We start from the raw sequence: 25,768 nt of genomic DNA on the forward strand, positions 1-25,768 counted from the left end.
AGCGCGAAATTCACTTCTCACTTCAGGATGTCACCATGGATTATCAGCTAAATCTGGACTGGCAGGCGTTTTTGCAAAACCACTGGCAAAAACGACCATTGCTGATTAAACAAGGTTTTCGTCAGTTTATTGACCCCCTATCTCCTGATGAGCTGGCGGGACTGGCAATGGAAAATGAAATTGATAGTCGTTTGGTCAGTCAGAAAAATGGGCGCTGGGAAGTTTCTCATGGGCCATTTGAAACCTACGACCATTTAGGTGCGAAAGATTGGTCATTACTCGTACAGGCCGTTGACCATTGGCACCTTCCCTCCTCCGCACTAATGAAACCATTTCGTGTGCTGTCTGATTGGCGCATGGATGACTTGATGATCTCGTTTTCTGTACCCGGCGGCGGTGTCGGCCCTCATCTTGATCAATACGATGTCTTTATCATTCAAGGGAAAGGTCGTCGGCACTGGCGTGTAGGCGAAAAAATGCCGATGAAACAACATTGCCCACATCCTGATTTATTACAGGTTGATCCTTTCGAGGCAATCATTGATGAGGAAATGATGCCGGGCGATATCCTTTATATTCCACCGGGTTTTCCACATGAAGGCTACGCTCTTGAAGATTCACTGAACTACTCTGTCGGATTTCGGGCCCCCAATGCCCGTGAATTATTCAGCGGGTTTGCTGATTACGTTCTGGCTAATGAGTTAGGAAGTTATCGCTACAGCGATCCCGAACTGACTTTTCGTGATAACCCGGCTTTGATTCAGGCAAATGAATTAACCACATTGCGTTCAATGATGCGTGAATTACTGGAGCAACCAGAAACTTTTCAGGATTGGTTTGGTGAATTCATTTCTCAATCTCGCCATGAGCTGGATCTTGCTCCACCTGAACCACCTTATGAAAGCGACGAAATTTATGAGTTACTGAAACAAGGTGAAGAACTCAATCGATTGAATGGATTGCGCGTCCTGCGCATCGGTGACCAATGTTTCGTCAACGGCGAGTTGATGGATACTTCTCATATCCACGCCACTGATGCACTTTGTCAGCACAATAAGGTCGATGCCCAACTTCTGGGTGATGCCATTGACGATGTTCGTTTTATCAGTCTGCTTACAGCCTTAGTCAATAGCGGATACTGGTATTTTAATGATTGATTCGTGAGGATTCACGCGTAAAGGGAAAGGGGCAACACTGATCTGCACCCCAAAAGTTGGACGCTATACTTCAACTTTTGGGTGCTTTTTATGGAGAAGATAAATAGAGCAAATATTGCGTCAAATCAGCTTTTATCTGCCTTGAATTGATGAATTAAGGACTGAACATATTCAGTCACAATTTTACTGGCGTGACCATAGTGTTTCTCATCAAATAAGCTTTCGACTTGGCTAGGTTCTAAATTCAGCTCAACCGTATGCGCCCCTGATAATTTGGCTTCACGCACGAAACCAGCTGCGGGATACACATGACCAGAAGTTCCGATAGCAATAAATATATCAGCCTCACTCAAAGCAGAATAAATCTGCTCCATACCCAATGGCATTTCCCCAAACCATACGACATGCGGACGTAATTGAGACGGAAACTGGCAACAATGGCAACGATCTTCCGTTGTTAATTCTATTCCCCATTCAATCACTTGATCAGACTGGCAACAACGAACTTTCAACAGCTCACCGTGCATATGCAAAATACGTTGACTCCCTGCTCGTTCATGCAAATTATCAATATTCTGTGTCACTAACAGAAAATTGTCACCAAGTATCTGTTCGAGTTCTGCCAGAGCATAATGCGCGGCATTAGGTTTGATTTCGGGTTGCTGGAGCTGTTTTCGACGCGCATTGTAAAATGCCTGAACCATATCAGGATCACGCTGGAAACCTTCCGGTGTAGCGACATCTTCGACTCGATGTTCTTCCCAAAGACCATCGGAAGAGCGAAATGTTCGAATACCTGACTCAGCAGAGATCCCCGCACCTGTCAGCACCACCACATGAGGTTTTTCTATTTTATTTGCCAATCGAATATCCCTGTAAAAATTTAGTCTATGTAATCGTTGACGCCGTAGCCGTTTAATCCGGCAGAATTTGATGTGCCGATAACGAACCCGCATATGGTTGTTTCCTTAAAAAGAAGGTTTCCTTTAAATACCCTTCGTCGGATATCTGCTCCACTCAGGACACTACCTAAGAGCGCTGTTTCTGCTGATTCATTTTTATCGATTCACTTTCGCCAATTCAAGGTGATACGATAGCCCGCTTAAAGAGATGTTGATATTCTGGCATACTATTGACCACTCAAAATACGTGCTGGATCAAGTTTACTGGCCCGACGAGCAGGATACCAACTGGCTAACAAACTTAATATCAATGCTGTTAGCAGAACATAAAAAACATCCATGGCATGTAATTCTGATGGCAGGAAATCAATAAAATAGATATCCCCAGAAAGAAATTGATGCCCGACCATCCTTTCCACCCCTTTAATGATAGTTGTCAAATTTAATGATATGAAAATTCCGACAACAACACCAATGATGCTACCAGTCATCCCTGTCAAAGATCCATACCATAAAAAAATCGCTCTGATATGGCCATCTTTGGCACCTAAGGTACGTAAGATCGCGATATCACTGCTTTTATCTTTCACCGCCATAATTAACGTTGAAATAATATTAAAGCAGGCAACACCAATCACCAGAACCATAGCCAGGTACATGATACTGCGCACCATTTGAATATCATTGTACATATAGCCATAATCTTTTATCCATGTGCTGATGTACACATATTTCCCTGTGGCATTACCTGCATCCCAAACACGCTGTTCTGCTGCAAAAACATCATCCGTTTTGATAGCAATACCGGTAATGGCATTTCCATACTCCATATATTTTTGAGCATCAGGTAGAGGAACCAGAGCTAAACTGTGATCCAACATACCACTCAACTGGAAAATGCCTGCTACTTGTAAACGAATGCGTTTTGGCTGCAACAACTTCAAGTTCAGATCACTGTTCGGGATCATGACAGTCAGCCAATCACCTTGTTTTACATGCAGCGAATGGGCCACACCCTGCCCTAAAATTACCTCATTTTTTCCTGCACTGAATCTTTTCCATGCCCCGTCACGCACAAACAGAGGCAGAGCACTAACAGTGGATTCTGAGTTGAGATCCACACCACGCACCTGTACAGCATGAAGTTTCTCGCCCCGTTCCATCAAGCCCGTAAACTCAATATAAGGAGAAGCTCCCACAATACCCGGAGTCTTCCTTACCCGTTCAATTGCTGGTTCCCAATCCTGAAAAGGCTGATTCACCGCATAAATTTGTCCATGTGGCACGACAGAAAGTATCCGGTTATTCAGTTCCCGTTCAAACCCGTTCATGGCACTCAGGCCGATAATCAATACCGCAACACCCAGCATAATTCCCAGTGTTGAAATAACAGAAATCAAAGAAACCATGCCAGAACGGCGGCGACCTCTGCTGAATCGCAATGCAGTAAATAATGCAAGAGGCAGATTCGCCATCACATCTCCCCCGTCAGGGCTAATTCTTCCTGTAGGTACCCATCTCGCATTTCTACCTGACGAGCCAGCCGGCTGGCTAATTTTAAATCATGTGTCACAACCAGAAATGCCGTGCCATGCTGTTGATTCAATTCTTGCAAAAGCAGAAATACACTGTCTGCATTACGCTGGTCAAGATTACCTGTCGGTTCATCCGCCAATACCAATGAAGGTTCATTTACCAGTGCCCGGGCAATTGCAACACGCTGACGTTCTCCTCCTGACAGCTCAGAGGGCCTATGTTGTGCCCGATTTTCCAAGCCAACGGCGGCCAGCATCTGCCGTGCCTTTTCCTGAGCCTGTTGACGCTTTTTACCTCCAATCAGTAGCGGCATGGCAACATTTTCCAAAGCATTAAAATCAGGCAATAGATGGTGAAACTGATAAATAAAACCAATTTCATTATTACGTAATTTTGCCCGGGCAGAAGAAGACATCTGATTAAGGGACTGCCCTTTAAAAATTACTTCACCTACGCTGGGTGAATCCAAACCACCAAGCAAGTGCAAAAGCGTACTTTTACCCGACCCCGAACTGCCGACAATCGCCATCATTTCTCTTTGTTGCATGGAAAAAGTGACATTTTTCAACACTTCTGTGGAAATTTTTCCTTCCTGGTATTTTTTACACAAGTGATGGCACAGCAATAAGGGTTGATTACTCATAACGTAAAGCCTCAGCAGGTTGAGTGGCAGCCGCGCGCCAAGAAGGATATAAAGTTGATAACAGGGAAATTAGCATAGTGCTGATGGCAATCACCACCACTTGCGGAGTATCAATCGCAACAGGTAATTGAATACCCTCAGTCAGCAAACCGATCAATGGCATTAAACTATTTAATTGACTGGAAAGGAGCAGACCTAATCCCGTTCCCAGTAACGCACCAATGATGCCCGCTCCTGCACCTTGGATCATGAAAATTGCCAGTATTTGGCGACGAGTTAGCCCCTGCGTTTGCAAGATGGCAATTTCACCCTGTTTTTCCATTACCAACAAAGAAAGAGAGGTAATAATGTTAAAGGCAGCTACAGCGATAATCAGGCTAAGCAACAATCCCATCATATTTTTCTCCATGCGAACCGCCTGAAAAAATTCCCCCTTGCGCTCGCGCCAGTCTTTCCAAACCAGCCCTTCCGGTAATTTTTGCTGACTCAGTACATCAACCGATAGTGGTTTATTGAGATACAAGCGCCATCCCGTAATGTTACCGAGGGGATAACGTAACAATCGTGCTGCATCCTGCTGATTAACCAACATTTCTGTGTCATCAACCTCACTATTGGCGAAAAATGTGCCCGCTACGGTGAATAATCGCTGGCTGGGAATTCTCCCCATCGGTGTCAATTGGCTTGCACTCGGCACGATAACGCGAATTTGATCACCACGTTTAACACCCAATTTTGCGGCCAGCTTTTCTCCCAAGATGACAAAATAGCGTCCGGGTTGTAGCTGGCTGCGATCAACATCGACAATATATTCCGCCAGTGGCGCATATTCATTCGCCGTAGTACCCAACATGACACCAACGCCAACATTGCTGGGACTCTGTAACACCACATCTCCTTGCACAAGCGGAGTTATGCGGTTAACACCTTTTAATCCCGAAAGTTGTCCGACCGGATGTTCAATCGGGTTGATAGAGCCTTTTTCCGATGTGATGATAGCCTGAGGCATAAAACCTAAAATGCTACCTTCCAGTGTGCGTTCAAAGCCATTCATCACTGACAATACAGTAATCAATGCCGCCACGCCCAGCGTGATGCCAATAGCCGACAGCCATGAAACAAAACGGCCAAATTTATCGACCGCCCGCCCGCGCATATAGCGCAATCCTATAAATAATGAGACAGATTGGAACATGAAATCTGTTACGCCCCTGTTGCCAAAGCAAAGTGTTCGAGGATAATAAAGGGTAGCAATACTTTATGGAACCACCCGAATCCCGGTTCTGCGGTTTTTTTTACTTTCTCTCAACCTGCCAGCGTATTTATTGTAAGGCTACTGGGTAAAAAATGTGTTGGGAATGGACTGAATCTTAGAGAACACATCAAACGCTTATGTCAGCAAAATATCGTTATCAACTTCCTGAACGTCGCGGTGATATCCGCAAATTAGGTCACTTAACAGGTGCCGCTTGTGCTGTTGAATGCGCCGAAATCATTGAACGTCACTCAGGGCCAATAGTGCTGGTGACAAGAGATATGCAGAATGCCCTGCGATTACGCGATGAAATTCAACAATTCACCCACTCCCCAATAAATATGATGTCAGACTGGGAGACATTGCCTTACGATAGTTTTTCACCGCATCAAGAAATTATTTCCAACCGTTTATCCACCCTCTATCACTTACCATCAATGGTAAAAGGCGCGTTAATCCTGCCCGTCAATACGTTGATGCAGCGTGTCTGTCCGCATGAGTATCTTAAAAGCCATGCTTTGGTCATGCACAAAGGACAGCGTCTTTCCCGCGACAAACTGCGGACAGAACTGGAGCAGGCCGGTTACCGTAGTGTTGAACAGGTACTTGAACATGGCGAATTTGCAACACGGGGGGCCTTGTTTGATTTATTTCCAATGGGTAGCGAACATCCTTATCGCATTGATTTTTTTGACGACGAGATAGATAGCCTGCGTACCTTTGATGTAGATACACAACGAACATTGGCAGAAGTGGAAAAAATCAGCTTATTGCCAGCTCATGAATTTCCAACCGACCAAGATGCCATTGAGCTATTTCGCAGCCAATGGCGCGAGCAGTTTGAAGTGCGTCGCGATGCTGAGCATATTTATCAACAAGTCAGCAAAAAAATACTTCCGGCGGGAATCGAATATTGGCAACCGTTATTCTTTGAACAACCCTTGCCTTCGATCTTTAATTATATCCCTGAAAATACCCTGTTTATTACGCAGGATTTACTCAGCGCCGCAGAACGCTTCTGGCAGGATACGGAACAACGCTTTGACAATCGCAAAGTTGATCCTATGCGCCCATTGTTGGCTCCCGAACAAATCTGGCTACCTGTCAATAAGCTATTTTCAGAGTTGAAAAACTGGCCTCGTATTCTAGTCAGCAGCGAAACATTTTCCCAAAAAGCAGGAACAACTAATCTTGCTTATCAGGTTCTGCCTGATTTATCTATTTCGGCGCAGCAAAAAGCGTCATTGGATAAACTACGCCATTTCATGGAGCAATTTAGCGGCAAAATTGTATTCTCGGTGGAAAGTGAAGGACGCCGAGAATCCGTGCAAGAGTTACTGTCACGCATTAAAATCAGTCCGGTAAAGATAAGTCAGTTGATAAATGCCGATAAACCTGGCTATTTCTTAATGATTGGGGCCGCAGAACACGGTTTCGTTGATGAAGACAACAAACTCGCCCTTATCTGTGAAAGTGACATGCTTGGAGAACGTATCAGTCGTCGCCGTCAGGATAATCGACGTACCATCAATACCGATACGCTCATTCGTAATCTTGCTGAACTACGGCACGGTCAACCTGTTGTTCATCTTGATCATGGTGTTGGTCGCTATCAAGGATTAACAACGCTGGAAGCAGGTGGTATTAAAGCGGAATATCTTATCCTGACTTATGCCGGAGAAGATAAACTTTATGTACCAGTCTCCTCCCTTCATCTCATCAGTCGTTACGCTGGTGGGTCGGAAGAAAGTGCGCCACTGCATAAACTGGGTGGAGAAGCATGGAGTAAAGCTCGCCAAAAAGCGGCTGAGAAAGTGCGGGATGTTGCGGCGGAATTACTGGATGTTTACGCACAGCGTGCTGTCAGGTCGGGTTTTGCTTTCACGAACGATCGTGAACAATATCAACAGTTCTGTCAAAGTTTCCCATTCGAAACGACCCCCGATCAAGAACAAACCATTGAAGCTGTACTTGATGATATGTGTCAACCTATTGCTATGGATAGACTGGTATGTGGAGATGTCGGGTTTGGCAAAACAGAAGTCGCAATGCGTGCTGCATTTTTATCTATTACCAATAACAAACAAGTTGCGGTGCTTGTGCCGACAACGCTATTGGCACAGCAGCATTACGATAATTTCCGGGATCGCTTTGCTAATTGGCCAGTACATATTGAAGTGATGTCGCGTTTCCGCAGTGCAAAAGAGCAGCAACAGGTCATTGATATGGCTGCTGAAGGAAAAGTAGATATCGTTATCGGCACCCATAAACTTCTGCAAAGCGACCTGCATTGGAAAGATCTTGGTTTGTTAATCGTTGATGAGGAACATCGCTTCGGGGTTCGCCATAAAGAACGTATTAAAGCCATGCGTGCGGATGTTGATGTCCTGACCCTGACCGCAACCCCGATCCCTCGTACTCTCAATATGGCAATGAGTGGTATGCGTGACTTGTCGATTATTGCCACGCCCCCGGCACGTCGGCTGGCAGTAAAAACTTTTGTGCGTGAATATGACAGCCTCGTCGTACGTGAATCTATTCTGCGGGAAATCTTGCGTGGTGGGCAGGTTTATTATCTGTATAACGATGTCGAAAATATTGAGAAAGCCAAATCCCGGCTGGAAGAGTTAGTTCCTGAAGCCAGAATCGTTGTAGGTCATGGACAGATGCGTGAACGTGACTTGGAACGCGTTATGACGGATTTCCATCACCAACGTTTTAATGTGCTGGTGTGTACTACCATTATTGAAACAGGGATCGATATTCCCAGCGCCAACACGATTATTATTGAACGAGCTGACCATTTTGGACTAGCTCAGTTGCATCAGCTACGAGGGCGGGTCGGGCGTTCACACCATCAAGCCTATGCTTATTTACTGACCCCTCATCCAAAAGCGATGACCAAAGATGCCCAAAAACGGCTGGAAGCTATTGCATCCCTTGAAGATTTAGGTGCCGGTTTTGCACTGGCTACTCACGATCTGGAAATCAGGGGAGCAGGTGAATTATTGGGTGAAGACCAAAGTGGACAAATGGCCAGTATCGGCTTCACCCTCTACATGGAATTACTGGAAAGTGCTGTAGACGCGCTCAAGAATGGCCGTGAGCCTTCACTTGAAGATTTAAACAACAATCAGACTGATATAGAGCTGCGCATGCCGGTTCTACTACCTGATGACTATATCCCCGATGTGAACATGCGACTGTCTTTCTATAAGCGTATTGCCAGTGCGCAGGATAATAATCAACTAGATGAACTAAAGATAGAACTCATTGACCGATTTGGTCTACTACCCGATCCCGGGCGTCACTTGTTACAATCAGCTTCCATTCGCCTGTTAGCTCAGGAATTGGGTATCAAGCGTATTGAGGCTCATGAAAAAGGTGGTTTCATCGAATTTGGTAATAATAATAAAATCGATACTCATTATCTGATTGGATTATTACAGACACAGCCCAATGTTTACCGACTGGATGGACCTTCTAAACTGAAATTCATTACTGAATTAACTGAACGGGCTGCTCGATTATCTTTTATCCAGCAACTATTGGAAACTTTTGAACAAAATCAAAAGGATAGCTAATGGACTTAACGCTATGATAAAAAAATGAAAGGTTAATTTACTCCTGTGCTAATGCAGTTCGTAACTGTTGCCTTATGCGAACTGCATGCAAAAAACCAAGGAAATCAGTACCCAAATTTTTACCTTTGAACGACGAAAAATTACTGGTCTAAGAGTGGTTCAATGATTAATTGACCTTTTTCATTTAAAGGAATCGTTTTCTCCGGATCATATGGCATTCTAATTTTTCCCGGTAATCCGGGCTTTTCACCAATCAAATACCTTACATCATATCCAACAATACGTACCTGATTAAAAACAATTGATGTGCAGTTTTTTAATGTTGAATGGTTCAAAGCAGGGTATTCTTTCTTTACTTTAAGATGATCAAGAAGAGTTAATACACGATATTCATACTCAAGAAAATGATTAGCTGCAATGTCTTTAACCATATTAGGAATAGGGAATACCGTGATATGGCAATAAGATTGATGAACAGAAATCTTTGATCTGATCGGGTTTGAAGATAATACTTGTGCGACGTTAGGATATGGAGATTTCAGAAAAAACGTTGCTGCACCAATGGTGGCAATAATAGTAATTATAAAACCAATTACATACTGTCTTATCTTTAGTTTAACCACATAGCACCTTGATATATTAATAACTTTCTACACATTTTAATTAGAAAATATTTCCCCTATATTAGATGGGGGCCAAAAATGCGCTCAATTAATTATTTAAGAAAAGTCCTATTCCATTAACCTAATATAATAAAACCATTGATTAATCATCCTAGTAGAGGTTTAGTGCGTTCAATATCTATTACTTTTATCTGAATACGCCCTGATTCAAAATGGAAAATAAAAAAGCATCGTAAGATAATCGCTAATCCTAACAATTAGATCAAGTTTGTAATACTACAGTAACCTAACTAAAACTGTCTTTATTACAACGATTAATTAAATGTATTAATAAATCATGTCGTTTGCCTATAAGGTATTTATACACGATAGAGGCATTCAAGTTTATCTTTTCCATCATATAAATATAATACCCCTCCATTATTTAACAATCCTCACAAATAACAATAATGAGTTAATTCAATTGGATAGTTGAATTTAATCCAAATACAGCTTATTAATTATAATAAATAAGCTCGATAAATTTAGATAAGAATAATTATGACATGCATAACAATTAATATAATGGAAGGAATCCATGGCCTATCTGAGTCAGTTTCTATTCAAGATAAGCCATTTTAAAACTAGGTTTCTCAGCTAATTAATGTAATTTCAAACGTGGTCGAATCACACGGTTAATTCCACCAACTAACATCATCAAACCTGTCTTAATATATCCATGCAGGGCTACCTGATGCATACGATACAAGGAAATATAAACTATACGTGCAATACGGCCTTCTACCATCATTGAACCACGCATCAAGTTCCCCATCAGGCTACCAACTGTACTGAATTTAGATAATGATACCAATGAACCATGATCTTTATAGACATATTCTTTCAATGGTTTTTCATTCAGCAATGCCAGAATATTGTCATAACAGCGACTTGCCATTTGGTGAGCAGACTGAGCTCGAGGAGGAACAAAACCACCCTCTTTTTTCGGGCATGATGCACAATCACCAATAGCAAATATCTGATCATCCAATGTGGTCTGCAACGTTGGCTTCACAACTAACTGGTTAATACGATTTGTTTCCAGCCCACCGATGTCTTTCATAAAGTCAGGAGCTTTAATCCCTGCTGCCCAAACCATCAGAGAAGCTTTAATCTGCTCTCCATCTTTGGTATTCAAGCCATGCTCATCGGCGCTGGTTACCATGGTCTTAGTTAATACCTTAACACCAAGTTTAGTTAATTCTTGATGAGCCGCGCTGGAAATACGCGTTGGCAATGCAGGCAGGATACGCTCACCTGCTTCAACCAAAGTCACATTCAAAACGTCTGAATTCAAACTTTCAAAGCCATATCTGTTAAACTGCTTAACTGCGTTATACAGCTCTGCTGAAAGCTCTACACCCGTCGCTCCACCGCCAACAATCGCAATATTCACCTTTTCTTCTGTACACTGATTTGCAGAATATTTCAGGAACAGATTCAGCATTTCATTATGAAAACGATGTGCCTGATGTGGATTATCAAGGAAAATGCAGTTTTCCTTCACGCCAGGCGTACCAAAATCATTGGATTGACTACCCAATGCCATGACAAGAATATCGTAAGCCAGCTCACGTTCTGGTACTAACAAATCACTGCCTTCATCACGGATCTCAGCCAAAGTAATTTTCTTATCCTCACGATTAATATTCGTGAGGGAACCCAGCTGAAAATTAAAACAATGGTTGCTGGCATGCGCTAAGTAACTCAGCGCATCAACACCATCATCAAGAGAACCCGTTGCTACTTCATGTAATAATGGCTTCCATAAATGGCTATTATTGCGATCCACCAAAGTAATTTCGGCTTTTTGCTTACGCCCTAATTTATGTCCCAAACGCGTTGCCAGCTCTAAACCACCAGCGCCCCCACCAATGATGACAATTCTTGTCTTTGGCGTTGTCATGACTACCCCACTGAAAATACAACTAATGTTATGTAAAGTGCCAGACTGATTTTTTGAATGAAAACCTTAAATAACATCAGGCTAGATAAATTTCATACTGAAAATATATTCAGAATATCATGGTAGGTCAGTTGGTCATACCAAAAATAATCACATTCAAATTCTTTTGATTATTTAGACATCAATCACAGAATTTGCAGGCCTATTTTCAATTAATTGGAGTTTAATCAGGTTTATAAATAATTACTGTTTACAGTGTAAATATAATGTGAATATGGAGTTTTGGAGAATTGATAGATCACACAATCAGGATAAATACGGCAAGGAAATATGTTGAAATAAAAAAGGAATAGGATCGATCATCATGAACTTATTCCTTACTTTTATCGAAAAAAATTTACATTACAGAATAGTTATTCACACCTTAACCATTTTTCACACAAACCATGCAAAGCCTTATTAGCCTGCCGCCAACGTTCAGATTTATGCAATTCTTCCAGACTGAATTGTTTACCCTGATGATATAAGCGAGAAACTTTACCAGAATTGATCATTGGAAGCTTATCCAGCACACTGATAGCCCCTTCTCGATTATTGCACACCAAAATCATGTCACAACCAGCGTCCAGTGAAGATTTTGCACGTTCGGCATAACTTCCCATTACAGCAGCCCCTTCCATTGATAAATCATCAGAAAAAATGACGCCTTCAAAACCCAATTGTTCACGCAATATAGATTTCAGCCAATATGGTGAGCCACTGGCAGGACGATGATCTACCTGAGGATAAATAACATGGGCAGGCATAATCGCATCCAATAAATTACGCTGGATAAAATCACGGAAAATAACCATATCATGGCAATTGATAGTATCCATTGGGCGGTCATCCTGAGGTGTTTCTTTATGGGAATCGGCCGTCACTGCACCATGACCCGGAAAATGTTTACCTGTTGATCTCATTCCCGCAGAATGCATGCCATTGATAAACTTTTCAGCCATGATCATCGCTGGCTCAGGCTCTTCATGAAATGAGCGTTCACCAATAGCCGTACATTTATGTCCCAAATCCAGCACTGGTGCAAAACTGATATCAATGTCCATTGCAATCATTTCTGATGCCATCAACCAACCCGATTCTTCTGCCAGATGTGCTCCCAAAAGCTGGTCATTCACGTAAGCAAAAGATTGTGCAGCAGGTAAACGAGTAAAACCTTCGTGAAAACGCTGAACACGTCCTCCTTCCTGATCAACAGCAATAACAAGACGATGGCGGGAAGCTTCACGAATTTGGCGAACTAACTCACGTAATTGTTTTGTATCGTTGAAATTGAGGGTAAACAGAATTAAACCGCCCACTAATGGATGTTGCAGAATTTCTCGTTCTTCACTATCCAATTCATAGCCAACAACATCTAACATTACTGGACCCATAGTATTCCTTACTTCTTTTTATTGGTTGTCATCTATACCCGTCGTCTTTCGAGTTGCAGCTTTGTTGGCTGCGCTCACTCACCCCAGTCACATAGTTAGCTATGCTTCTGGGGGTTCATTCCCTTGCCGTCGCACTGCATCTTGAAATCCATTGGGTATATAATTTAATTATCATTAATTGAAATTCGTTATCATCAGCACATTACGTCAGTGCAAAAGCCCGACGCAGAGGATACGCCAGTGATAAAAATTGTTGCTCTTTTGTCTGCTGCCAGCGTACTTCATACCACATTAACATCATATAGCTGACACACGGCTCCCAGCGCTTAATCTGTTGCCGTAATAATGAGATATTTGAGTACCCCGGTGCCTGCATACAATAATAATCCAAAAAAGTTTGCTGCTGTATCTCATTCCATTGATTCCCCTTAAGCAGTACAGCCAATGAAAAACCAATATCAACATCAGCAGCATATTCCCAATCAATCAATTTTAACCCCTCTTCGGTCATCAGTAGATTATCAGAATGAATATCCATGTGGTCAGGGGCAATTTTCAAAGCTGTCGGCATTCTGGTCGCCATAAAAAATTTATGTAACCGTAACCAACGGGGAGAGAGACGTTTTCGGTCAATCTGCTGCCACTGAGACGCAATTTGCTGTTTGAGTTTTAGAGGATATCCCAATGGAGGATGTTGGTGAAGAATAGCAAGTGTCTTAGCCAATGAACGCTGTAATGATGGTCGGTTAAATGCATCGGATGCTATGTTTGTACCCGCCAGCCACTCCAACAGTAGCCAATCTTCATTCACCGCGATCACTTTAGGCGCAATATTTGTAGAAGATAACCTGCGTAAAATATGATTTTCTCGCTGGCGATCTACTCCCAGTATTTCTTTGTGTGATGTTTGTGCGCGCCCAACCATCTGGCGCACACCGTCCGTAACATAGTAACTTCCCTGAGTCAGCCCTGTTAATGACCTAATTTCCCAAGACTCCTTTGGAATGTCAGGCCATTGCTGACACAGCATATCCAATAAAGAGTTATCTTTCGTTAATGTCGCCACGACCCGACCAGAGTATCTCACCCGTTTTAACCAGCATCAGCTGCATCTCTAAATCGCGCTGACCATTATTGCCAGAGACCGAGGAATAGAGAACATAGTCAGCATTCAAATAACGTGCCAATCCAATGGATTTACTGCGCAAGCCTAAACTATCTTCTGATGATAATCCCAGAGCTTGCTGAGCAATATGTACTTGGGATTTGGGTACCACCTGAAAAACCTGCTTATTACTGACTGCATCAATAATCGCATCTGTTGCTTTCAAGGTTCGCAATGAACCGTTAGTGTTATTTTTTACAGAGTCAACAAGTAATACTTTTCCCGCTTCCACTCCATGAACCTTAACCATTTCTTCAACCAATGGCTGAACGATACTATTCCAACTAATAGATTGTATCCTGGGAGGCTGAGGAACTTTTTCCGATGGTTCTACCGGCGTTTCCTCTTTTTTCTTTGGTTCTATTGGCGTAACAGGAGCAGGCTGTTGCGTTGCTTCTGGTAATACACAACTTGCCAGCAGCATCGTTGATAATATAACAAAGAGAATTCTTTTCATTAATCTACTCCAGTTACATCGTTACCTTTTATCAATTTTTACTTTGCCAGCAAGGGGCCCAATGGACGTCCACCCACCAAATGCATATGGATATGGAACACGACTTGCCCTGAATTACGATTACAGTTCACAATTAAACGGTAGCCATCTTCTGCAATACCTTCTTCTTTTGCAATTTTTGCGGCAACAGTGAACAAACGACCCAATGCAAGCTCATGCTCAGTAGTGACATCGTTAACAGTTGGAATCAGTACATTAGGTATAATCAGAATATGAGTCGGTGCTTGAGGAGAAATATCACGGAATGCCGTTACCAAATCATCCTGATAAATAATATCAGTAGGGATTTCCCGACGAACGATTTTGCTAAAAATAGTTTCTTCTGCCATCTCAATTTTCCTTTTAATGTTATTAAATATTGATATGAAACAGTTCACAAAAGTTTTTTGTGGTCACTGCTGCTAATTCTTCAATACTAACACCTTTCAAGACTGCCATATATTCAGCAACATCACGAACATAAGCAGGCTGATTCTGTTTGCCACGATGAGGCACAGGTGCCAAATACGGTGAATCAGTTTCTACTAAAATTCGATCGAGTGGTACAAACCTGGCCGCTTCACGAATTTGCTCCGCATTGCGGAAGGTGACGATACCAGAAAAAGAAATATAAAAACCCAAATCTAACAAAGCTCTTGCTGTTTCTTTATCTTCTGTGAAACAGTGCAAAACTCCACCACACTCTTGCACTTTTTCTTCCCGCAAAACCAACAGCGTGTCATCCCTTGCATCGCGGGTATGTACGATCACTGGTTTATTTAATTCACGACCAATTCGGATATGTTCACGAAATGAAGTTCGCTGGAGTTCAGCATTTTCTTTCTGATAATAATAATCCAGTCCTGTTTCACCCATTGCGACTACATCCTCATCAGCAGCCAACCGGGCTAATTCTTCAAAATTGTAACCTTCATCAAGATTCAACGGATGAATCCCACAAGAATATGCTACATTTTCCCGTTTACCAATCAGGTTTTTCATTTGTTGGAAGCCAGGCAATGTTGTAGCAACAGCCAACATATACTTCACATCTCGTTCTGCCGCTTTTGCTACAACATCATCTACACTTTTGTGCAGTGCTTCATAATCCAGGCAATCAAGATGACAATGCGAATCAACTAAAAACATAATATTCTCATATCTGAATAAGTTACTGTGTGGAACAAAGTTGTTTTTCCCAATTGAGTAATTGCGCTGTCAGCAACAATTCTCGATTGATAGCCACCACAGATAATAATTGATGACGACAGTGTATCCAATCATCAACTGTACTTAATAAGTTCCCCACATTTTGTGTGGAGGCAAGGCGATGAATCAAAGCCTTCTGATCTTGGTTAACACAGTAATTTTGTGCCTGTTGTTGCCATTTCACCGCATCGGATAATAAACTTATCAACCAATGCAAAGACTGTTGTACATCATCACGGTTTAACAATGGTAAAAGCGACAGGGTATCACATTTATCCAATACCTGTGCGATCGCCTGACAAAGCAGGTTTCTTTGTTGCCATTTCTCAGTCTGAAGCAATCGCTCTGCTGCCAATGGCGCTCCCTGAGAAAGTTTTAATGCAGTCTGTGCATCCAATGATGATATGGCCGGAAGCTGGCTTTGCAACCAATACAGCCCGATGGCATTTTCAGGTACAGGGAGAAAATAGTAGAAACAACGGCTACGTAATGTTGCCAGCAAATTTGCAGTTTGTTGACATTGCAGCAAAAAATAAGTGTTTTTAGGCGGTTCTTCTAATGTTTTCAACAAGGCATTGGAAGCGGCATCAGTCAGCAACTCAGTTGATGGCAGCCAGACAATTTTAGCCCCTCCTTGCTGAGAGTATTCATAGAGTTTTTCGCTGAGCTGGCGAACAGCATCCACGCCAATGGTATTTTTTCCTTTTTCAGGGGCAAGGACATGCCAATCAGAGTGGGTTTCTGCCAGCATCAAGTGGCAACCATGGCATTTACCACAGCTTTTTATACCCTGTTTATCCTGACACATCAACCAGCGACTCAATCCGTATAGTAAGGCTCCGGCACCAGTCCCTTCATGGGCATGAAATAAAACAGCGTGATGCCCGCGCCCTTGTTGATGGGTTTCAACTAACTGGCGATACGCATGATTGAGCCACGGATACCAATTCATACTTGTGTTTCCTATTGTTCTTGCAGCCACTGTAGCAAAGTATGACGAATAGCCGCCTGAACTTTTTCTAGTGATTGTGTCGCGTCAATCTTTCTGATGTTGTCATTTTCCGCCACCAATTCAAGATATCTTGCGCGAGTACGATGAAAGAAATCCAAAGATTCTTTTTCAATGCGATCCAATTCACCACGCTCACGAGCACGTTCTAAGCCCACGTCGGGAGGTAAATCAAGATAGAGGGTCAAATCTGGGCAGAACTCACCCAATGCTGCATTACTTAGTGACTCCATCAGATTTTGATCAATGCCACGGCCCCCGCCCTGATATGCCTGAGAAGAGAGATCATGACGATCTCCGACCACCCATGTCCCTTTTAATAAAGCAGGTTTTATAACATTTTCCACCAATTGAACTCTGGCAGCATATATCATCAATACTTCTGCTTTATCTGTCAGTACTTCTCCTTTAACACCCTGTTTAATCAGCTCGCGTAACTTTTCTGCCAATGGTGTTCCACCCGGTTCACGGGTAAAAATCAGATCAGAAATACCATACTGTTTCAATGTTTCAGACACTGTTTGGATTGCTGTCGTTTTTCCTGCGCCCTCAAGACCTTCAATAACAATAAATTTGCTGTTCATTTATACTGCTTCAACCTCTGACGATAAAGACTTACTGCTTTATTATGTGCGACTAAATTAGTGGTGAATGTATGACCGCCATCGCCATTCGCTACAAAATATAAGTATTCTGTGGCGGCTGGATGTGCTGCTGCCTTAATCGAAGCCTGACCTGGCATGGCAATGGGGGTTGGCGGTAACCCATCAATCATATAAGTATTATAGGGTGTAAATGTGGTGAGATTACTGCGAAAAATTGTCCCCGTGTATTTATCTCCCAATCCGTAAATGATTGTCGGATCTGTTTGCAACCGCATCTTTAACCGCAGACGATTTACGAATACAGAGGCAACTTTGGTACGTTCAGATTCAATCGCGGTCTCTTTCTCAATGATAGATGCCATGATCAACATCTCATACACATCCTTATACGGAAGGTTTTTTTTGCGCGTTTTCCATTCCTGCTCAAGAATCATTTTCATTTTATTATGGGCACGCTTGAGTAATTCCACATCACTCGTGCCAGCATTATAGAGATAGGTATCAGGATAAAACCAGCCCTCCAAGGATTCTCCCGTTTTTATATCCAAGATTTCAGTCAGCTCTTGCGGTGTTTTATTCTCCGATTCGTGCTTTAAGTATGGCGCATTCTGTAATGTTTTTGACCAATCAGAGAGGCGGCTTCCTTCCACAAAGCGGATGGCAAATTGAGTTTCTTTACCACTGGCGAACAATTGCAAAACAGCTTTCAAAGATATTCCTGTTTGCAAGCGATAAGTGCCGGCCTTAAACTTGGCGAGTTCGGGTTTTAATCGGAATAACCACTGCAATAGTTGATTATCTTCAATTAATTTATGCCGAATCAGTAAGGTTTCCAATCCGACACGCCCAGTCCCTGCCGGTACAGTAAAGATGAGTTCTTGATTGAGATTAATATCCTGATCAGCAAAGTTTTCTATTTTCTTTACAAAGAAAAAAAAGATGATCGCTGCAACCACAATAATCAATCCGGGCAGAACAAGAATGCACTTTTTTAGTTTCATTCTGTAATCACTTTTATTTGTGCTTCAATGATGAACACTAAACGGCTAATGCCTTAAATAATAAAGTATTAAAGCACTAAGCATTCGGGTAATAAATACTCATGCAATTCTCTTGATTGATACTTCCACGATGGCTGATTTTTGTGTGCTTGTATTTGCGTTACCGGAATAACTGGCATCAGGGAATTGCAGATAATCACTTCATCAGCATAGGCTAATGCCTCAGGATAGCGGATAACACATGACAGGGTATAATCACTTTCCGTCAACAATTCGATTATTTTTTGCCTCATTATCCCTTCCACACCACACTGGTTGAGATCAGGTGTATAAACATTTTTTCCTTTTCGCCAAAATATATTGGCGGCACAACATTCGACCAATAAACCATCACTATCAAGCACCAATGCCTCATCCGATGTGGATTTATCAATAAATTGCTTAATCAAAACTTGTTCCAAGCGGTTCAAGTGTTTGATACCGGCCAAGTAAGGATTAATTCCCATAGAAATAGGACTAAGGGTCAATGAGACTCCTTTCTGGCGCTGAGTGATATAGTGTTCAGGATATGGATTCAAAGAGAGGATCTTAGTGGGTTCAATAGCGTCATCAAAGCTATAACCTCGGCCTCCCATCCCTCTGGAGAGAATAACTTTCAAAACACCTGACTTGCATCCTTGCACTGCCTGCTTAATATGGTTCTCAAGTTGCGCCCAATCCAGTGCTGGCATAAACAGTTTTTCAACACCTTTTTGCAGCCGTTTTATGTGTAAAGGCAATAAGGCTGGTTGCCCTTGTTCGATTCTGATTGTGGTAAAACAACCATCTCCAAATTGCACCGCACGATCGCCTACAGGTAAGTGGTTACACTGCTTACCATTAATCCAATACGTCATTTTAATTTCTTCACTTCGATAAAAAGCCCCAACAAATGTTGAGGCTCTTTATAAACACAGAGCGTTTTAGATCTTACGGAAAATCAATGACCCGTTTGTGCCACCAAAACCGAAAGAGTTACACAATGCGTACTCCATTCCTTCAACTTTACGTGCTTCACCTGGAACAAAATCCAAGTGACAGTTTTCATCCTGGTTTTCCAGGTTAATAGTTGGAGGAACCAGCTGATCACGCAGAGAAAGGATAGTGAAAATAGATTCAACTGCCCCTGCTGCACCCAACAAGTGGCCTGTCATTGATTTAGTTGAACTCACTAATACCTTAGTGCCTTTACCAAAAACAGACTCAACTGCACGAACTTCTGCAAGATCACCCACTGATGTTGAGGTGCCATGAGCATTAATGTAGCCCACTTGCTCTGGTGAAATACCTGCATCTTTCAGGGCATTTTCCATTGCCAAAGCAGCACCCGTTCCATCTTCAGGAGGAGATGTCATGTGATAAGCATCGCTACTCATGCCAAAACCAACAATTTCAGCATAGATTTTTGCACCACGCTTTTTGGCATGTTCATATTCTTCAAGAACGACAACACCCGCCCCATCACCCAGAACAAAACCATCACGATCTTTATCCCAAGGGCGGCTTGCCTTCTTAGGATCATCGTTACGGGTTGACAATGCACGTGCAGCACCAAATCCGGCAACACCAAATTCTGTGCTAGCTTTCTCTGCACCACCGGCCAACATAATATCAGCATCATTATAAGCAATAATGCGCGCGGCATGACCTATATTATGTACGCCAGAAGTACAAGCAGTTGCAATCGAAATACTGGGCCCACGAAGACCATACAGGATACTTAAATGGCCTGCCGCCATATTGATGATGGTTGAAGGTACAAAGAATGGGCTGACCTTGCGAGGCCCTGCCGAAAGCAATGTACTGTGGTTTTCTTCAATCAGGCCCAAACCACCAATACCAGAACCAATAGCAGTACCAAAGCGGCTAGCATTGGCTTCTGTTACTTCGATTCCTGCATCTTTAAAGGCTTGTATGCCTGCAGCAATTCCATACTGAATGAAGAGATCCATTTTCCGTGCTTCTTTGCGCGAAATATTGACATCTTCATGATTAAAATTTTTCACCACACCAGCAAACTTAGTTGCATGGTTAGCGGTGTCAAAATGTTCGATAAGGCCGATACCACTCTGTCCGGCACAAACAGCATTCCAAGATGATTCTACTGTATTGCCGACAGGAGATAACATGCCTAGTCCGGTCACGACTACTCGACGCTTAGACACGGTTATCCTCCAGGGAGGGAAAAAATTTAGGACTAGAAACATAGGCGGTCGAATGACCGCCTAGGTATGTGTGCTTATTTACCTGCGTTTTCAACGTAGTCAATAGCAGCCTGAACTGTAGTGATTTTCTCAGCTTCTTCGTCTGGGATCTCGATATCGAACTCTTCTTCCAGAGCCATTACCAGTTCAACTGTGTCAAGAGAATCAGCGCCCAAGTCATCAACAAATGAAGCTGAATTTACAACTTCTTCCTCTTTAACACCCAGTTGTTCAACGATGATTTTCTTAACGCGTTCGTCGATAGTGCTCATACTATTAAATTTCCTATCAAAACTCGCTTTTGCGATGGTTTTCGTAGTTTATAAAATACAGGAAAAGATGCAACCAAATCCCGGCTGGTCGAACCACAATCTGCTTCTTTTGTACAAAAAATACATCAAAAACAGAGGGTTCGCTCATTTTTAGATCATGTACATGCCACCATTGACATGCAATGTTTCACCCGTAATGTAAGCGGCCTCGTCAGAAGCAAGAAACGCTACAGCACTGGCAATTTCTTTTACATCACCAAGACGATTGGCAGGAATTCCAGCGGAAATACTTGCACGTTGTTCGTCAGTCAACGCTTTGGTCATATCTGTTTCGATAAAACCAGGTGCAACAACGTTGACGGTGATGCCACGAGAAGCGACTTCACGAGCCAGTGATTTACTAAAACCAATAACTCCTGCTTTCGCAGCCGTATAATTCGCCTGCCCTGCATTTCCCATCGTTCCAACAACAGAACCAATGGAAATAATACGTCCATAACGTTTTTTCATCATAGAGCGCATAACTGCTTTTGACAGACGAAAAATCGAAGAAAGATTAGTGTCAACAATGTCTTGCCACTCATCATCTTTCATGCGCATCAACAAGTTATCACGAGTGATGCCTGCATTATTAACCAGAATGTCTATTTCACCAAATTCAGCCCGAATATTCGATAGTACATTTTCAATGGATTCTGAATCTGTGACATTAAGTACAAAACCTTTGCCTTTATCACCAAGATAGGCACTGATTGCTTCGGCTCCTTTTTCGCTGGTTGCAGTACCAACAACACATGCACCACGTTCAGCCAATAATTTTGCAATCGCGCGACCTATGCCACGGCTAGCGCCTGTGACTAGTGCAATTTTTCCATCAAAACTCATGTTTTCCTCAGTCATTTGTTCAGAGCAACTGTGAGTGATGATACATCATTTACTGCTGTAGCACTTAAAGTATCAACAATTCGCTTAGTTAACCCAGTTAATACCTTACCTGGCCCAATTTCTAACAGCTGTTCTATACCCTGCCCAGCAATAAACTCAACTGATTCTGCCCAGCGCACAGGATTATACAACTGACGAACCAAAGCATCGCGAATAGCATCAGCAGATATTTCTACTTTGACATCAGCATTATTGATGACAGGGAACTGCGGCTGATTAAAGGCAACTTCTTGCAACGCTGCCGCCAGTTGCTCAGCAGCAGATTTCATAAGTGCACAGTGCGATGGTACACTGACAGCCAAAGGTAACGCACGCTTTGCTCCAGCAGCCTTACATGCTGCCCCTGCACGTTCTACAGCATCTTTTTCACCTGCGATGACAACTTGTCCAGGTGAGTTAAAATTAACTGGTGAAACAACCTGACCCTGTGCGGATTCTTCACATGCCTTTGCAATGGATTCATTATCTAAGCCGATAATGGCATACATCGCTCCTTGCCCCTCTGGTACAGCATCCTGCATCAACTTACCACGCAACTCAACAAGCTTGATGGCCTCTTGGTATTCAATCACTCCAGCACAAACCAGTGCCGAGTATTCACCAAGACTATGACCAGCCATCATGGAAGGTGCTTTACCACCTTTTTCTTGCCATATACGCCAAATAGCGACTGAAGCTGCCAGTAAAGCAGGTTGGGTTTTCCACGTTTTGTTCAGTTCTTCTAGAGGCCCCTGCTGAACTAATGTCCATAAATCATATCCCAAAACCGCAGAAGCCTCTGCGAAAGTCTGTTCAACCAGAGGAAATTCTGTGGCTAAATCGGCCAACATTCCCAGCGATTGAGAACCCTGACCGGGAAACACCATTGCAAAATCAGACATGTCTATTTTCCTGTTAAATTAAAAACGTACTAGCGCTGAGCCCCAGGTAAAGCCACCGCCGAATGCTTCAAGTAAGACAAGTTGACCGCGTTGGATTCTTCCATCACGAACCGCTTCATCAAACGCTGTCGGAACAGATGCTGCCGAGGTGTTGCCATGACGATCCAGCGTCACGACAACTTTATCCATTGTCATATCCAATTTCTTGGCTGTCGCCGCAATAATACGCAAATTCGCCTGATGAGGTACCAGCCAATCTAGCTGGGAATGAGCCAAATTATTAGCTTCCAAAGTTTCATCAACGATATTGGCTAATTCACGCACGGCAACCTTAAAGACTTCATTGCCAGCCATCGTGACATATTCTGGTGTATCAAGCTTTACTCGGCTTTGATGAGGTAGGGATAACAGATCACCATAACGGCCATCGGCATGCAGATGGGTAGACAGGATGCCTGGTTCCTCAGAAGCTCCGACTATCATTGCTCCCGCAGCATCACCAAAGAGAATAATTGTACCGCGATCTTCAGGATCCACAACTCTTGAAATAATGTCAGAACCAATCACCAATGCATGTTTAGCCGCACCAGTTTTAATAAATTTATCTACAACACTTAACGCGTAAGTAAAACCAGCACATGCTGCAGCCACATCAAAAGCTGCAATCCCCGGAATTCCTAATAATTGCTGAATCTGACAAGCTGCGCTTGGAAAAGCGTGAGTTGAACTTGTGGTTGCAACAACAATTAAATCAATTTGAGTTTTGTCGATGCCAGCCATCTCAATGGCTTTTTCAGCCGCCTTGAAACCCAAAACTGCAACATTTTCATCTTCAGCAGCAATGCGGCGTTCGCGAATGCCTGTGCGAGTCACAATCCACTCGTCAGATGTATCCACCAATTTTTCCAAATCTGCGTTAGTACGCACCTGTGCAGGCAAGTAACTGCCCGTACCTAAGATTTTTGTATACATTTATGCTTGTTCACTCTTGGGTAATACTGCATCCAGCCGGGCAGCAATTCTGTCAGGAACCTGCTTCTCTACAGCCTGAACAGCTTGATCAATAGCAGCCTTGAACGCATGTTCATTAGCGGCACCATGGCTTTTAATGACGATACCGCGCAGCCCTAATAACGTTGCTCCGTTATACTGGTCAGGGTTTAGATGACCAAACCGCTTCGTTACCTGTTTTAGCAACCATTTCTTGAATATCTTCATCTTGAATATTTTCATTAACCAAGATGATTTTTTCTGCTGACCATCCGGCGATTTTACCAGAGATAGAATGACTCTGATCGCACCTTCCATCGTCTTCAGCGTAACATTACCTGCGAAGCCGTCACATACGAGTACATCTGTTTTTCCCGTCAGTAACTCATTTCCTTCCAAATACCCTATGTAATTGATTAATCCAGTATTTCGTAGGGTCATAGCAGCTTCGCGGATATTATCCAGCCCTTTGGATTCCTCTTCCCCGATATTGAGTAATGCGACACGTGGGTTATCCACACCTACAACATGCTCCGCCATTACGGCACCCATAATCGCAAACTGAACTAACATATCGCTATTACAATTAATATTAGCGCCTAAATCTAATACAACGGTCTTCTGTTGCTTTAGATTAGGTATCACTGTCATCAGCGCAGGCCGCTCAATTCCTTTTATGGATTTTAACATCACTTTGGCTAGCCCCATCAAAGCTCCAGTATTTCCCGCACTGACACACGCCTGTGCTTCACCTGATTTAACCAGGTTTAGAGCAACACGCATTGAGGTACCATGACTGGAACGAATAGCCTGAGAAGGCCTTACGTCGTTGGAAACAACATGTTCCGCAGTGATAATTTGCAGACGGCTGAGCAGCTCAGCATTTTTATTTGCAAGCAATGGAGAGATGGTTTCGGGATTGCCGACCAACAATAGCTTTAATTGCGGATTAGATGCCAGTGCCTGCAATGCAGCAGGCACCGTGACGCGAGGACCAAAGTCCCCGCCCATAGCATCTAACGCTAAGGTTAGATTAGTCAAGATATCAACTTGCTAATAATTAGCTTAAATTACTTGTTGATTACCTTGCGGCCACGGTAGTAGCCATCAGCAGTCACATGGTGACGCAGGTGAGTTTCACCAGAAGTTTTGTCTACAGAGACATGGGTTGCAGTCAGTGCGTCATGGGAACGACGCATACCACGTTTAGAACGAGTTGGTTTATTCTGTTGTACGGCCATTGACCTTACTCCTTAAGTACTTTTCTTTAAACTGGCTAATACGGCAAATGGGTTTGGTTTTTCTGCTTCAGGAGGCAGTACACCAAATACCATGTCCGCGTCGGACACTTCACAGTGTTCAGAATCATGTACCGGAACCACTGGCAGAGACAGAATTATTTCATCTTCAATCATTGCCAGCAAATCTATTTCGCCAAATTCATTAACGTAAATTGGCTCATACTCTTCCGGTAATGCCTCAGCCCGTTCATCATTGATGACTGGACTAAAACAATACGTTGTGTGAACATGATGACTGAAATTACTGCCACAACGCTGACAGGCAAGCGTGACATCCACATCAGAATGCCCTTTTACAACTGTCAGACGCTGATTATCAATTTCAAATGATAGTGAGCTATCTACATCACCATCCACACTGACCACGGATTCTGCAATACGAGAAACTTGCTCAGCAGAATAGCTACCATAGTAGTCCAATCTTTTCTGAGCCGCTCGAAGCGCATCAATGGTCAGGGGTAATTTTACCTTCTGCATAAGGCGCGCATATTATCTTTGTAATGAGATATAGTCAAAGAAAAAGGCCACACATCTGCACCTTTCCGCCAAATATTCGCTTATTAAGCGCTGCCT

The 25,768-nt window shown here is 42.9% G+C and carries 25 protein-coding genes; 2 read left to right on the plus strand and 23 right to left on the minus strand.

The annotated features are described in order from the left end of the window. Nucleotides 1-35: 35 nt before the first annotated feature. Nucleotides 36-1,157 (plus strand): ribosomal protein uL16 3-hydroxylase, encoded by a 1,122-nt coding sequence (locus tag AACQ81_RS05490; protein ID WP_237385161.1) that lies wholly within the window; start codon nucleotides 36-38, stop codon nucleotides 1,155-1,157. A gap of 125 nt (nucleotides 1,158-1,282) precedes the next feature. On the opposite strand, the gene cobB is transcribed toward AACQ81_RS05490, so the two are convergent. From cobB to lolC, 4 genes are all read right to left on the minus strand, one after another. Then, nucleotides 1,283-2,113: a Sir2 family NAD+-dependent deacetylase gene (gene cobB, locus AACQ81_RS05495; RefSeq protein WP_237385162.1), complete on the minus strand. Its 831-nt coding sequence runs from the start codon at nucleotides 2,111-2,113 to the stop codon at nucleotides 1,283-1,285. A 173-nt stretch (nucleotides 2,114-2,286) separates the two neighbouring features. Further along, entirely contained in the window at nucleotides 2,287-3,534 is a 1,248-nt protein-coding gene (lolE, locus tag AACQ81_RS05500) for a lipoprotein-releasing ABC transporter permease subunit LolE (RefSeq protein WP_237385163.1), read from the minus strand. After that, on the minus strand, nucleotides 3,534-4,238 hold the full coding sequence (lolD, locus tag AACQ81_RS05505; RefSeq protein WP_237385164.1) for a lipoprotein-releasing ABC transporter ATP-binding protein LolD: 705 nt from the start codon (nucleotides 4,236-4,238) through the stop codon (nucleotides 3,534-3,536). The genes lolE and lolD overlap by 1 nt, the downstream gene beginning before the upstream one ends. Then, nucleotides 4,231-5,433, minus strand: a complete 1,203-nt coding sequence (gene lolC / locus AACQ81_RS05510; protein ID WP_237385165.1) for a lipoprotein-releasing ABC transporter permease subunit LolC — start codon at nucleotides 5,431-5,433, stop codon at nucleotides 4,231-4,233. Before lolC ends, lolD begins: the two co-directional genes overlap by 8 nt. Before the next feature lie 197 nt (nucleotides 5,434-5,630). On the opposite strand from lolC, the gene mfd reads away from it, so the two are divergent. Beyond that, on the plus strand, nucleotides 5,631-9,077 hold the full coding sequence (mfd, locus tag AACQ81_RS05515) for a transcription-repair coupling factor (RefSeq protein WP_237385166.1): 3,447 nt from the start codon (nucleotides 5,631-5,633) through the stop codon (nucleotides 9,075-9,077). A gap of 140 nt (nucleotides 9,078-9,217) precedes the next feature. Here the strand turns inward: mfd and umoD are convergent, their stop codons facing one another. The 19 genes from umoD to yceD form a co-directional block, all read right to left on the minus strand. After that, nucleotides 9,218-9,700, minus strand: coding sequence for a UmoD family flagellar biogenesis regulator (umoD, locus tag AACQ81_RS05520; RefSeq protein WP_237385167.1), 483 nt, complete (start codon nucleotides 9,698-9,700; stop codon nucleotides 9,218-9,220). A 640-nt stretch (nucleotides 9,701-10,340) separates the two neighbouring features. Beyond that, a complete protein-coding gene (locus AACQ81_RS05525; protein WP_237385168.1) occupies nucleotides 10,341-11,645 on the minus strand; it encodes an NAD(P)/FAD-dependent oxidoreductase in 1,305 nt (434 codons plus the stop codon). 413 nt (nucleotides 11,646-12,058) lie between these two features. Continuing rightward, a complete protein-coding gene (gene nagZ / locus AACQ81_RS05530; protein ID WP_237385169.1) occupies nucleotides 12,059-13,078 on the minus strand; it encodes a beta-N-acetylhexosaminidase in 1,020 nt (339 codons plus the stop codon). Nucleotides 13,079-13,280: 202 nt separating this feature from the next. Then, nucleotides 13,281-14,144, minus strand: coding sequence for a phosphotransferase (locus AACQ81_RS05535; RefSeq protein WP_339353407.1), 864 nt, complete (start codon nucleotides 14,142-14,144; stop codon nucleotides 13,281-13,283). Next, nucleotides 14,122-14,700 carry a penicillin-binding protein activator LpoB gene (lpoB, locus tag AACQ81_RS05540; protein WP_237385171.1) on the minus strand — a complete coding sequence of 193 codons (579 nt, stop codon included), beginning with the start codon at nucleotides 14,698-14,700 and terminating at the stop codon, nucleotides 14,122-14,124. The genes AACQ81_RS05535 and lpoB overlap by 23 nt, the downstream gene beginning before the upstream one ends. A gap of 38 nt (nucleotides 14,701-14,738) precedes the next feature. Continuing rightward, entirely contained in the window at nucleotides 14,739-15,089 is a 351-nt protein-coding gene (gene hinT / locus AACQ81_RS05545) for a purine nucleoside phosphoramidase (protein ID WP_237385172.1), read from the minus strand. A gap of 22 nt (nucleotides 15,090-15,111) precedes the next feature. Further along, on the minus strand, nucleotides 15,112-15,888 hold the full coding sequence (locus AACQ81_RS05550; protein ID WP_237385173.1) for a metal-dependent hydrolase: 777 nt from the start codon (nucleotides 15,886-15,888) through the stop codon (nucleotides 15,112-15,114). 22 nt (nucleotides 15,889-15,910) lie between these two features. Then, on the minus strand, nucleotides 15,911-16,900 hold the full coding sequence (gene holB, locus AACQ81_RS05555) for a DNA polymerase III subunit delta' (protein WP_237385174.1): 990 nt from the start codon (nucleotides 16,898-16,900) through the stop codon (nucleotides 15,911-15,913). An 11-nt stretch (nucleotides 16,901-16,911) separates the two neighbouring features. Then, complete coding sequence (gene tmk, locus AACQ81_RS05560; RefSeq protein WP_237385175.1) at nucleotides 16,912-17,541, minus strand: dTMP kinase; 630 nt, start codon at nucleotides 17,539-17,541, stop codon at nucleotides 16,912-16,914. Next, entirely contained in the window at nucleotides 17,538-18,563 is a 1,026-nt protein-coding gene (gene mltG, locus AACQ81_RS05565) for an endolytic transglycosylase MltG (RefSeq protein WP_237385176.1), read from the minus strand. Before mltG ends, tmk begins: the two co-directional genes overlap by 4 nt. 68 nt (nucleotides 18,564-18,631) lie before the next feature. Beyond that, nucleotides 18,632-19,459 carry an aminodeoxychorismate lyase gene (gene pabC / locus AACQ81_RS05570; protein WP_237385177.1) on the minus strand — a complete coding sequence of 276 codons (828 nt, stop codon included), beginning with the start codon at nucleotides 19,457-19,459 and terminating at the stop codon, nucleotides 18,632-18,634. Between the two features lie 66 nt (nucleotides 19,460-19,525). Continuing rightward, nucleotides 19,526-20,767 (minus strand): beta-ketoacyl-ACP synthase II, encoded by a 1,242-nt coding sequence (gene fabF / locus AACQ81_RS05575; protein ID WP_237385178.1) that lies wholly within the window; start codon nucleotides 20,765-20,767, stop codon nucleotides 19,526-19,528. A gap of 74 nt (nucleotides 20,768-20,841) precedes the next feature. Further along, nucleotides 20,842-21,078, minus strand: coding sequence for an acyl carrier protein (gene acpP / locus AACQ81_RS05580; protein WP_004247087.1), 237 nt, complete (start codon nucleotides 21,076-21,078; stop codon nucleotides 20,842-20,844). A 150-nt stretch (nucleotides 21,079-21,228) separates the two neighbouring features. Continuing rightward, nucleotides 21,229-21,963, minus strand: a complete 735-nt coding sequence (gene fabG, locus AACQ81_RS05585) for a 3-oxoacyl-ACP reductase FabG (RefSeq protein WP_237385179.1) — start codon at nucleotides 21,961-21,963, stop codon at nucleotides 21,229-21,231. 11 nt (nucleotides 21,964-21,974) lie between these two features. After that, nucleotides 21,975-22,904, minus strand: a complete 930-nt coding sequence (fabD, locus tag AACQ81_RS05590; RefSeq protein ID WP_237385180.1) for an ACP S-malonyltransferase — start codon at nucleotides 22,902-22,904, stop codon at nucleotides 21,975-21,977. A gap of 18 nt (nucleotides 22,905-22,922) precedes the next feature. Then, nucleotides 22,923-23,876: a beta-ketoacyl-ACP synthase III gene (locus AACQ81_RS05595; protein ID WP_237385181.1), complete on the minus strand. Its 954-nt coding sequence runs from the start codon at nucleotides 23,874-23,876 to the stop codon at nucleotides 22,923-22,925. Further along, on the minus strand, nucleotides 23,877-24,935 hold the full coding sequence (gene plsX, locus AACQ81_RS05600; protein ID WP_237385182.1) for a phosphate acyltransferase PlsX: 1,059 nt from the start codon (nucleotides 24,933-24,935) through the stop codon (nucleotides 23,877-23,879). A 29-nt stretch (nucleotides 24,936-24,964) separates the two neighbouring features. Then, nucleotides 24,965-25,135, minus strand: a complete 171-nt coding sequence (rpmF, locus tag AACQ81_RS05605; protein WP_004247080.1) for a 50S ribosomal protein L32 — start codon at nucleotides 25,133-25,135, stop codon at nucleotides 24,965-24,967. A 12-nt stretch (nucleotides 25,136-25,147) separates the two neighbouring features. Continuing rightward, complete coding sequence (gene yceD, locus AACQ81_RS05610) at nucleotides 25,148-25,672, minus strand: 23S rRNA accumulation protein YceD (RefSeq protein WP_237385183.1); 525 nt, start codon at nucleotides 25,670-25,672, stop codon at nucleotides 25,148-25,150. Between the last annotated feature and the right edge of the window lie 96 nt (nucleotides 25,673-25,768).

This window comes from Xenorhabdus sp. Sc-CR9 (assembly GCF_963897815.1).
In the GTDB taxonomy this organism is placed as follows: Bacteria; Pseudomonadota; Gammaproteobacteria; order Enterobacterales; family Enterobacteriaceae; genus Xenorhabdus.

What these genes read in the sequence shown, in the direction of transcription:
- AACQ81_RS05490 (WP_237385161.1), top strand. Translation starts at nt 36, where the DNA reads ATGGATTATCAGCTAAATCTGGACTGGCAGGCGTTTTTGCAAAACCAC.
- cobB (WP_237385162.1), bottom strand. Translation starts at nt 2,113, where the DNA reads ATGCGGGTTCGTTATCGGCACATCAAATTCTGCCGGATTAAACGGCTA.
- lolE (WP_237385163.1), bottom strand. Translation starts at nt 3,534, where the DNA reads ATGGCGAATCTGCCTCTTGCATTATTTACTGCATTGCGATTCAGCAGA.
- lolD (WP_237385164.1), bottom strand. Translation starts at nt 4,238, where the DNA reads ATGAGTAATCAACCCTTATTGCTGTGCCATCACTTGTGTAAAAAATAC.
- lolC (WP_237385165.1), bottom strand. Translation starts at nt 5,433, where the DNA reads ATGTTCCAATCTGTCTCATTATTTATAGGATTGCGCTATATGCGCGGG.
- mfd (WP_237385166.1), top strand. Translation starts at nt 5,631, where the DNA reads ATGTCAGCAAAATATCGTTATCAACTTCCTGAACGTCGCGGTGATATC.
- AACQ81_RS05525 (WP_237385168.1), bottom strand. Translation starts at nt 11,645, where the DNA reads ATGACAACGCCAAAGACAAGAATTGTCATCATTGGTGGGGGCGCTGGT.
- nagZ (WP_237385169.1), bottom strand. Translation starts at nt 13,078, where the DNA reads ATGGGTCCAGTAATGTTAGATGTTGTTGGCTATGAATTGGATAGTGAA.
- lpoB (WP_237385171.1), bottom strand. Translation starts at nt 14,700, where the DNA reads ATGAAAAGAATTCTCTTTGTTATATTATCAACGATGCTGCTGGCAAGT.
- hinT (WP_237385172.1), bottom strand. Translation starts at nt 15,089, where the DNA reads ATGGCAGAAGAAACTATTTTTAGCAAAATCGTTCGTCGGGAAATCCCT.
- AACQ81_RS05550 (WP_237385173.1), bottom strand. Translation starts at nt 15,888, where the DNA reads ATGTTTTTAGTTGATTCGCATTGTCATCTTGATTGCCTGGATTATGAA.
- holB (WP_237385174.1), bottom strand. Translation starts at nt 16,900, where the DNA reads ATGAATTGGTATCCGTGGCTCAATCATGCGTATCGCCAGTTAGTTGAA.
- tmk (WP_237385175.1), bottom strand. Translation starts at nt 17,541, where the DNA reads ATGAACAGCAAATTTATTGTTATTGAAGGTCTTGAGGGCGCAGGAAAA.
- mltG (WP_237385176.1), bottom strand. Translation starts at nt 18,563, where the DNA reads ATGAAACTAAAAAAGTGCATTCTTGTTCTGCCCGGATTGATTATTGTG.
- pabC (WP_237385177.1), bottom strand. Translation starts at nt 19,459, where the DNA reads ATGACGTATTGGATTAATGGTAAGCAGTGTAACCACTTACCTGTAGGC.
- acpP (WP_004247087.1), bottom strand. Translation starts at nt 21,078, where the DNA reads ATGAGCACTATCGACGAACGCGTTAAGAAAATCATCGTTGAACAACTG.
- fabG (WP_237385179.1), bottom strand. Translation starts at nt 21,963, where the DNA reads ATGAGTTTTGATGGAAAAATTGCACTAGTCACAGGCGCTAGCCGTGGC.
- fabD (WP_237385180.1), bottom strand. Translation starts at nt 22,904, where the DNA reads ATGTCTGATTTTGCAATGGTGTTTCCCGGTCAGGGTTCTCAATCGCTG.
- AACQ81_RS05595 (WP_237385181.1), bottom strand. Translation starts at nt 23,876, where the DNA reads ATGTATACAAAAATCTTAGGTACGGGCAGTTACTTGCCTGCACAGGTG.
- rpmF (WP_004247080.1), bottom strand. Translation starts at nt 25,135, where the DNA reads ATGGCCGTACAACAGAATAAACCAACTCGTTCTAAACGTGGTATGCGT.
- yceD (WP_237385183.1), bottom strand. Translation starts at nt 25,672, where the DNA reads ATGCAGAAGGTAAAATTACCCCTGACCATTGATGCGCTTCGAGCGGCT.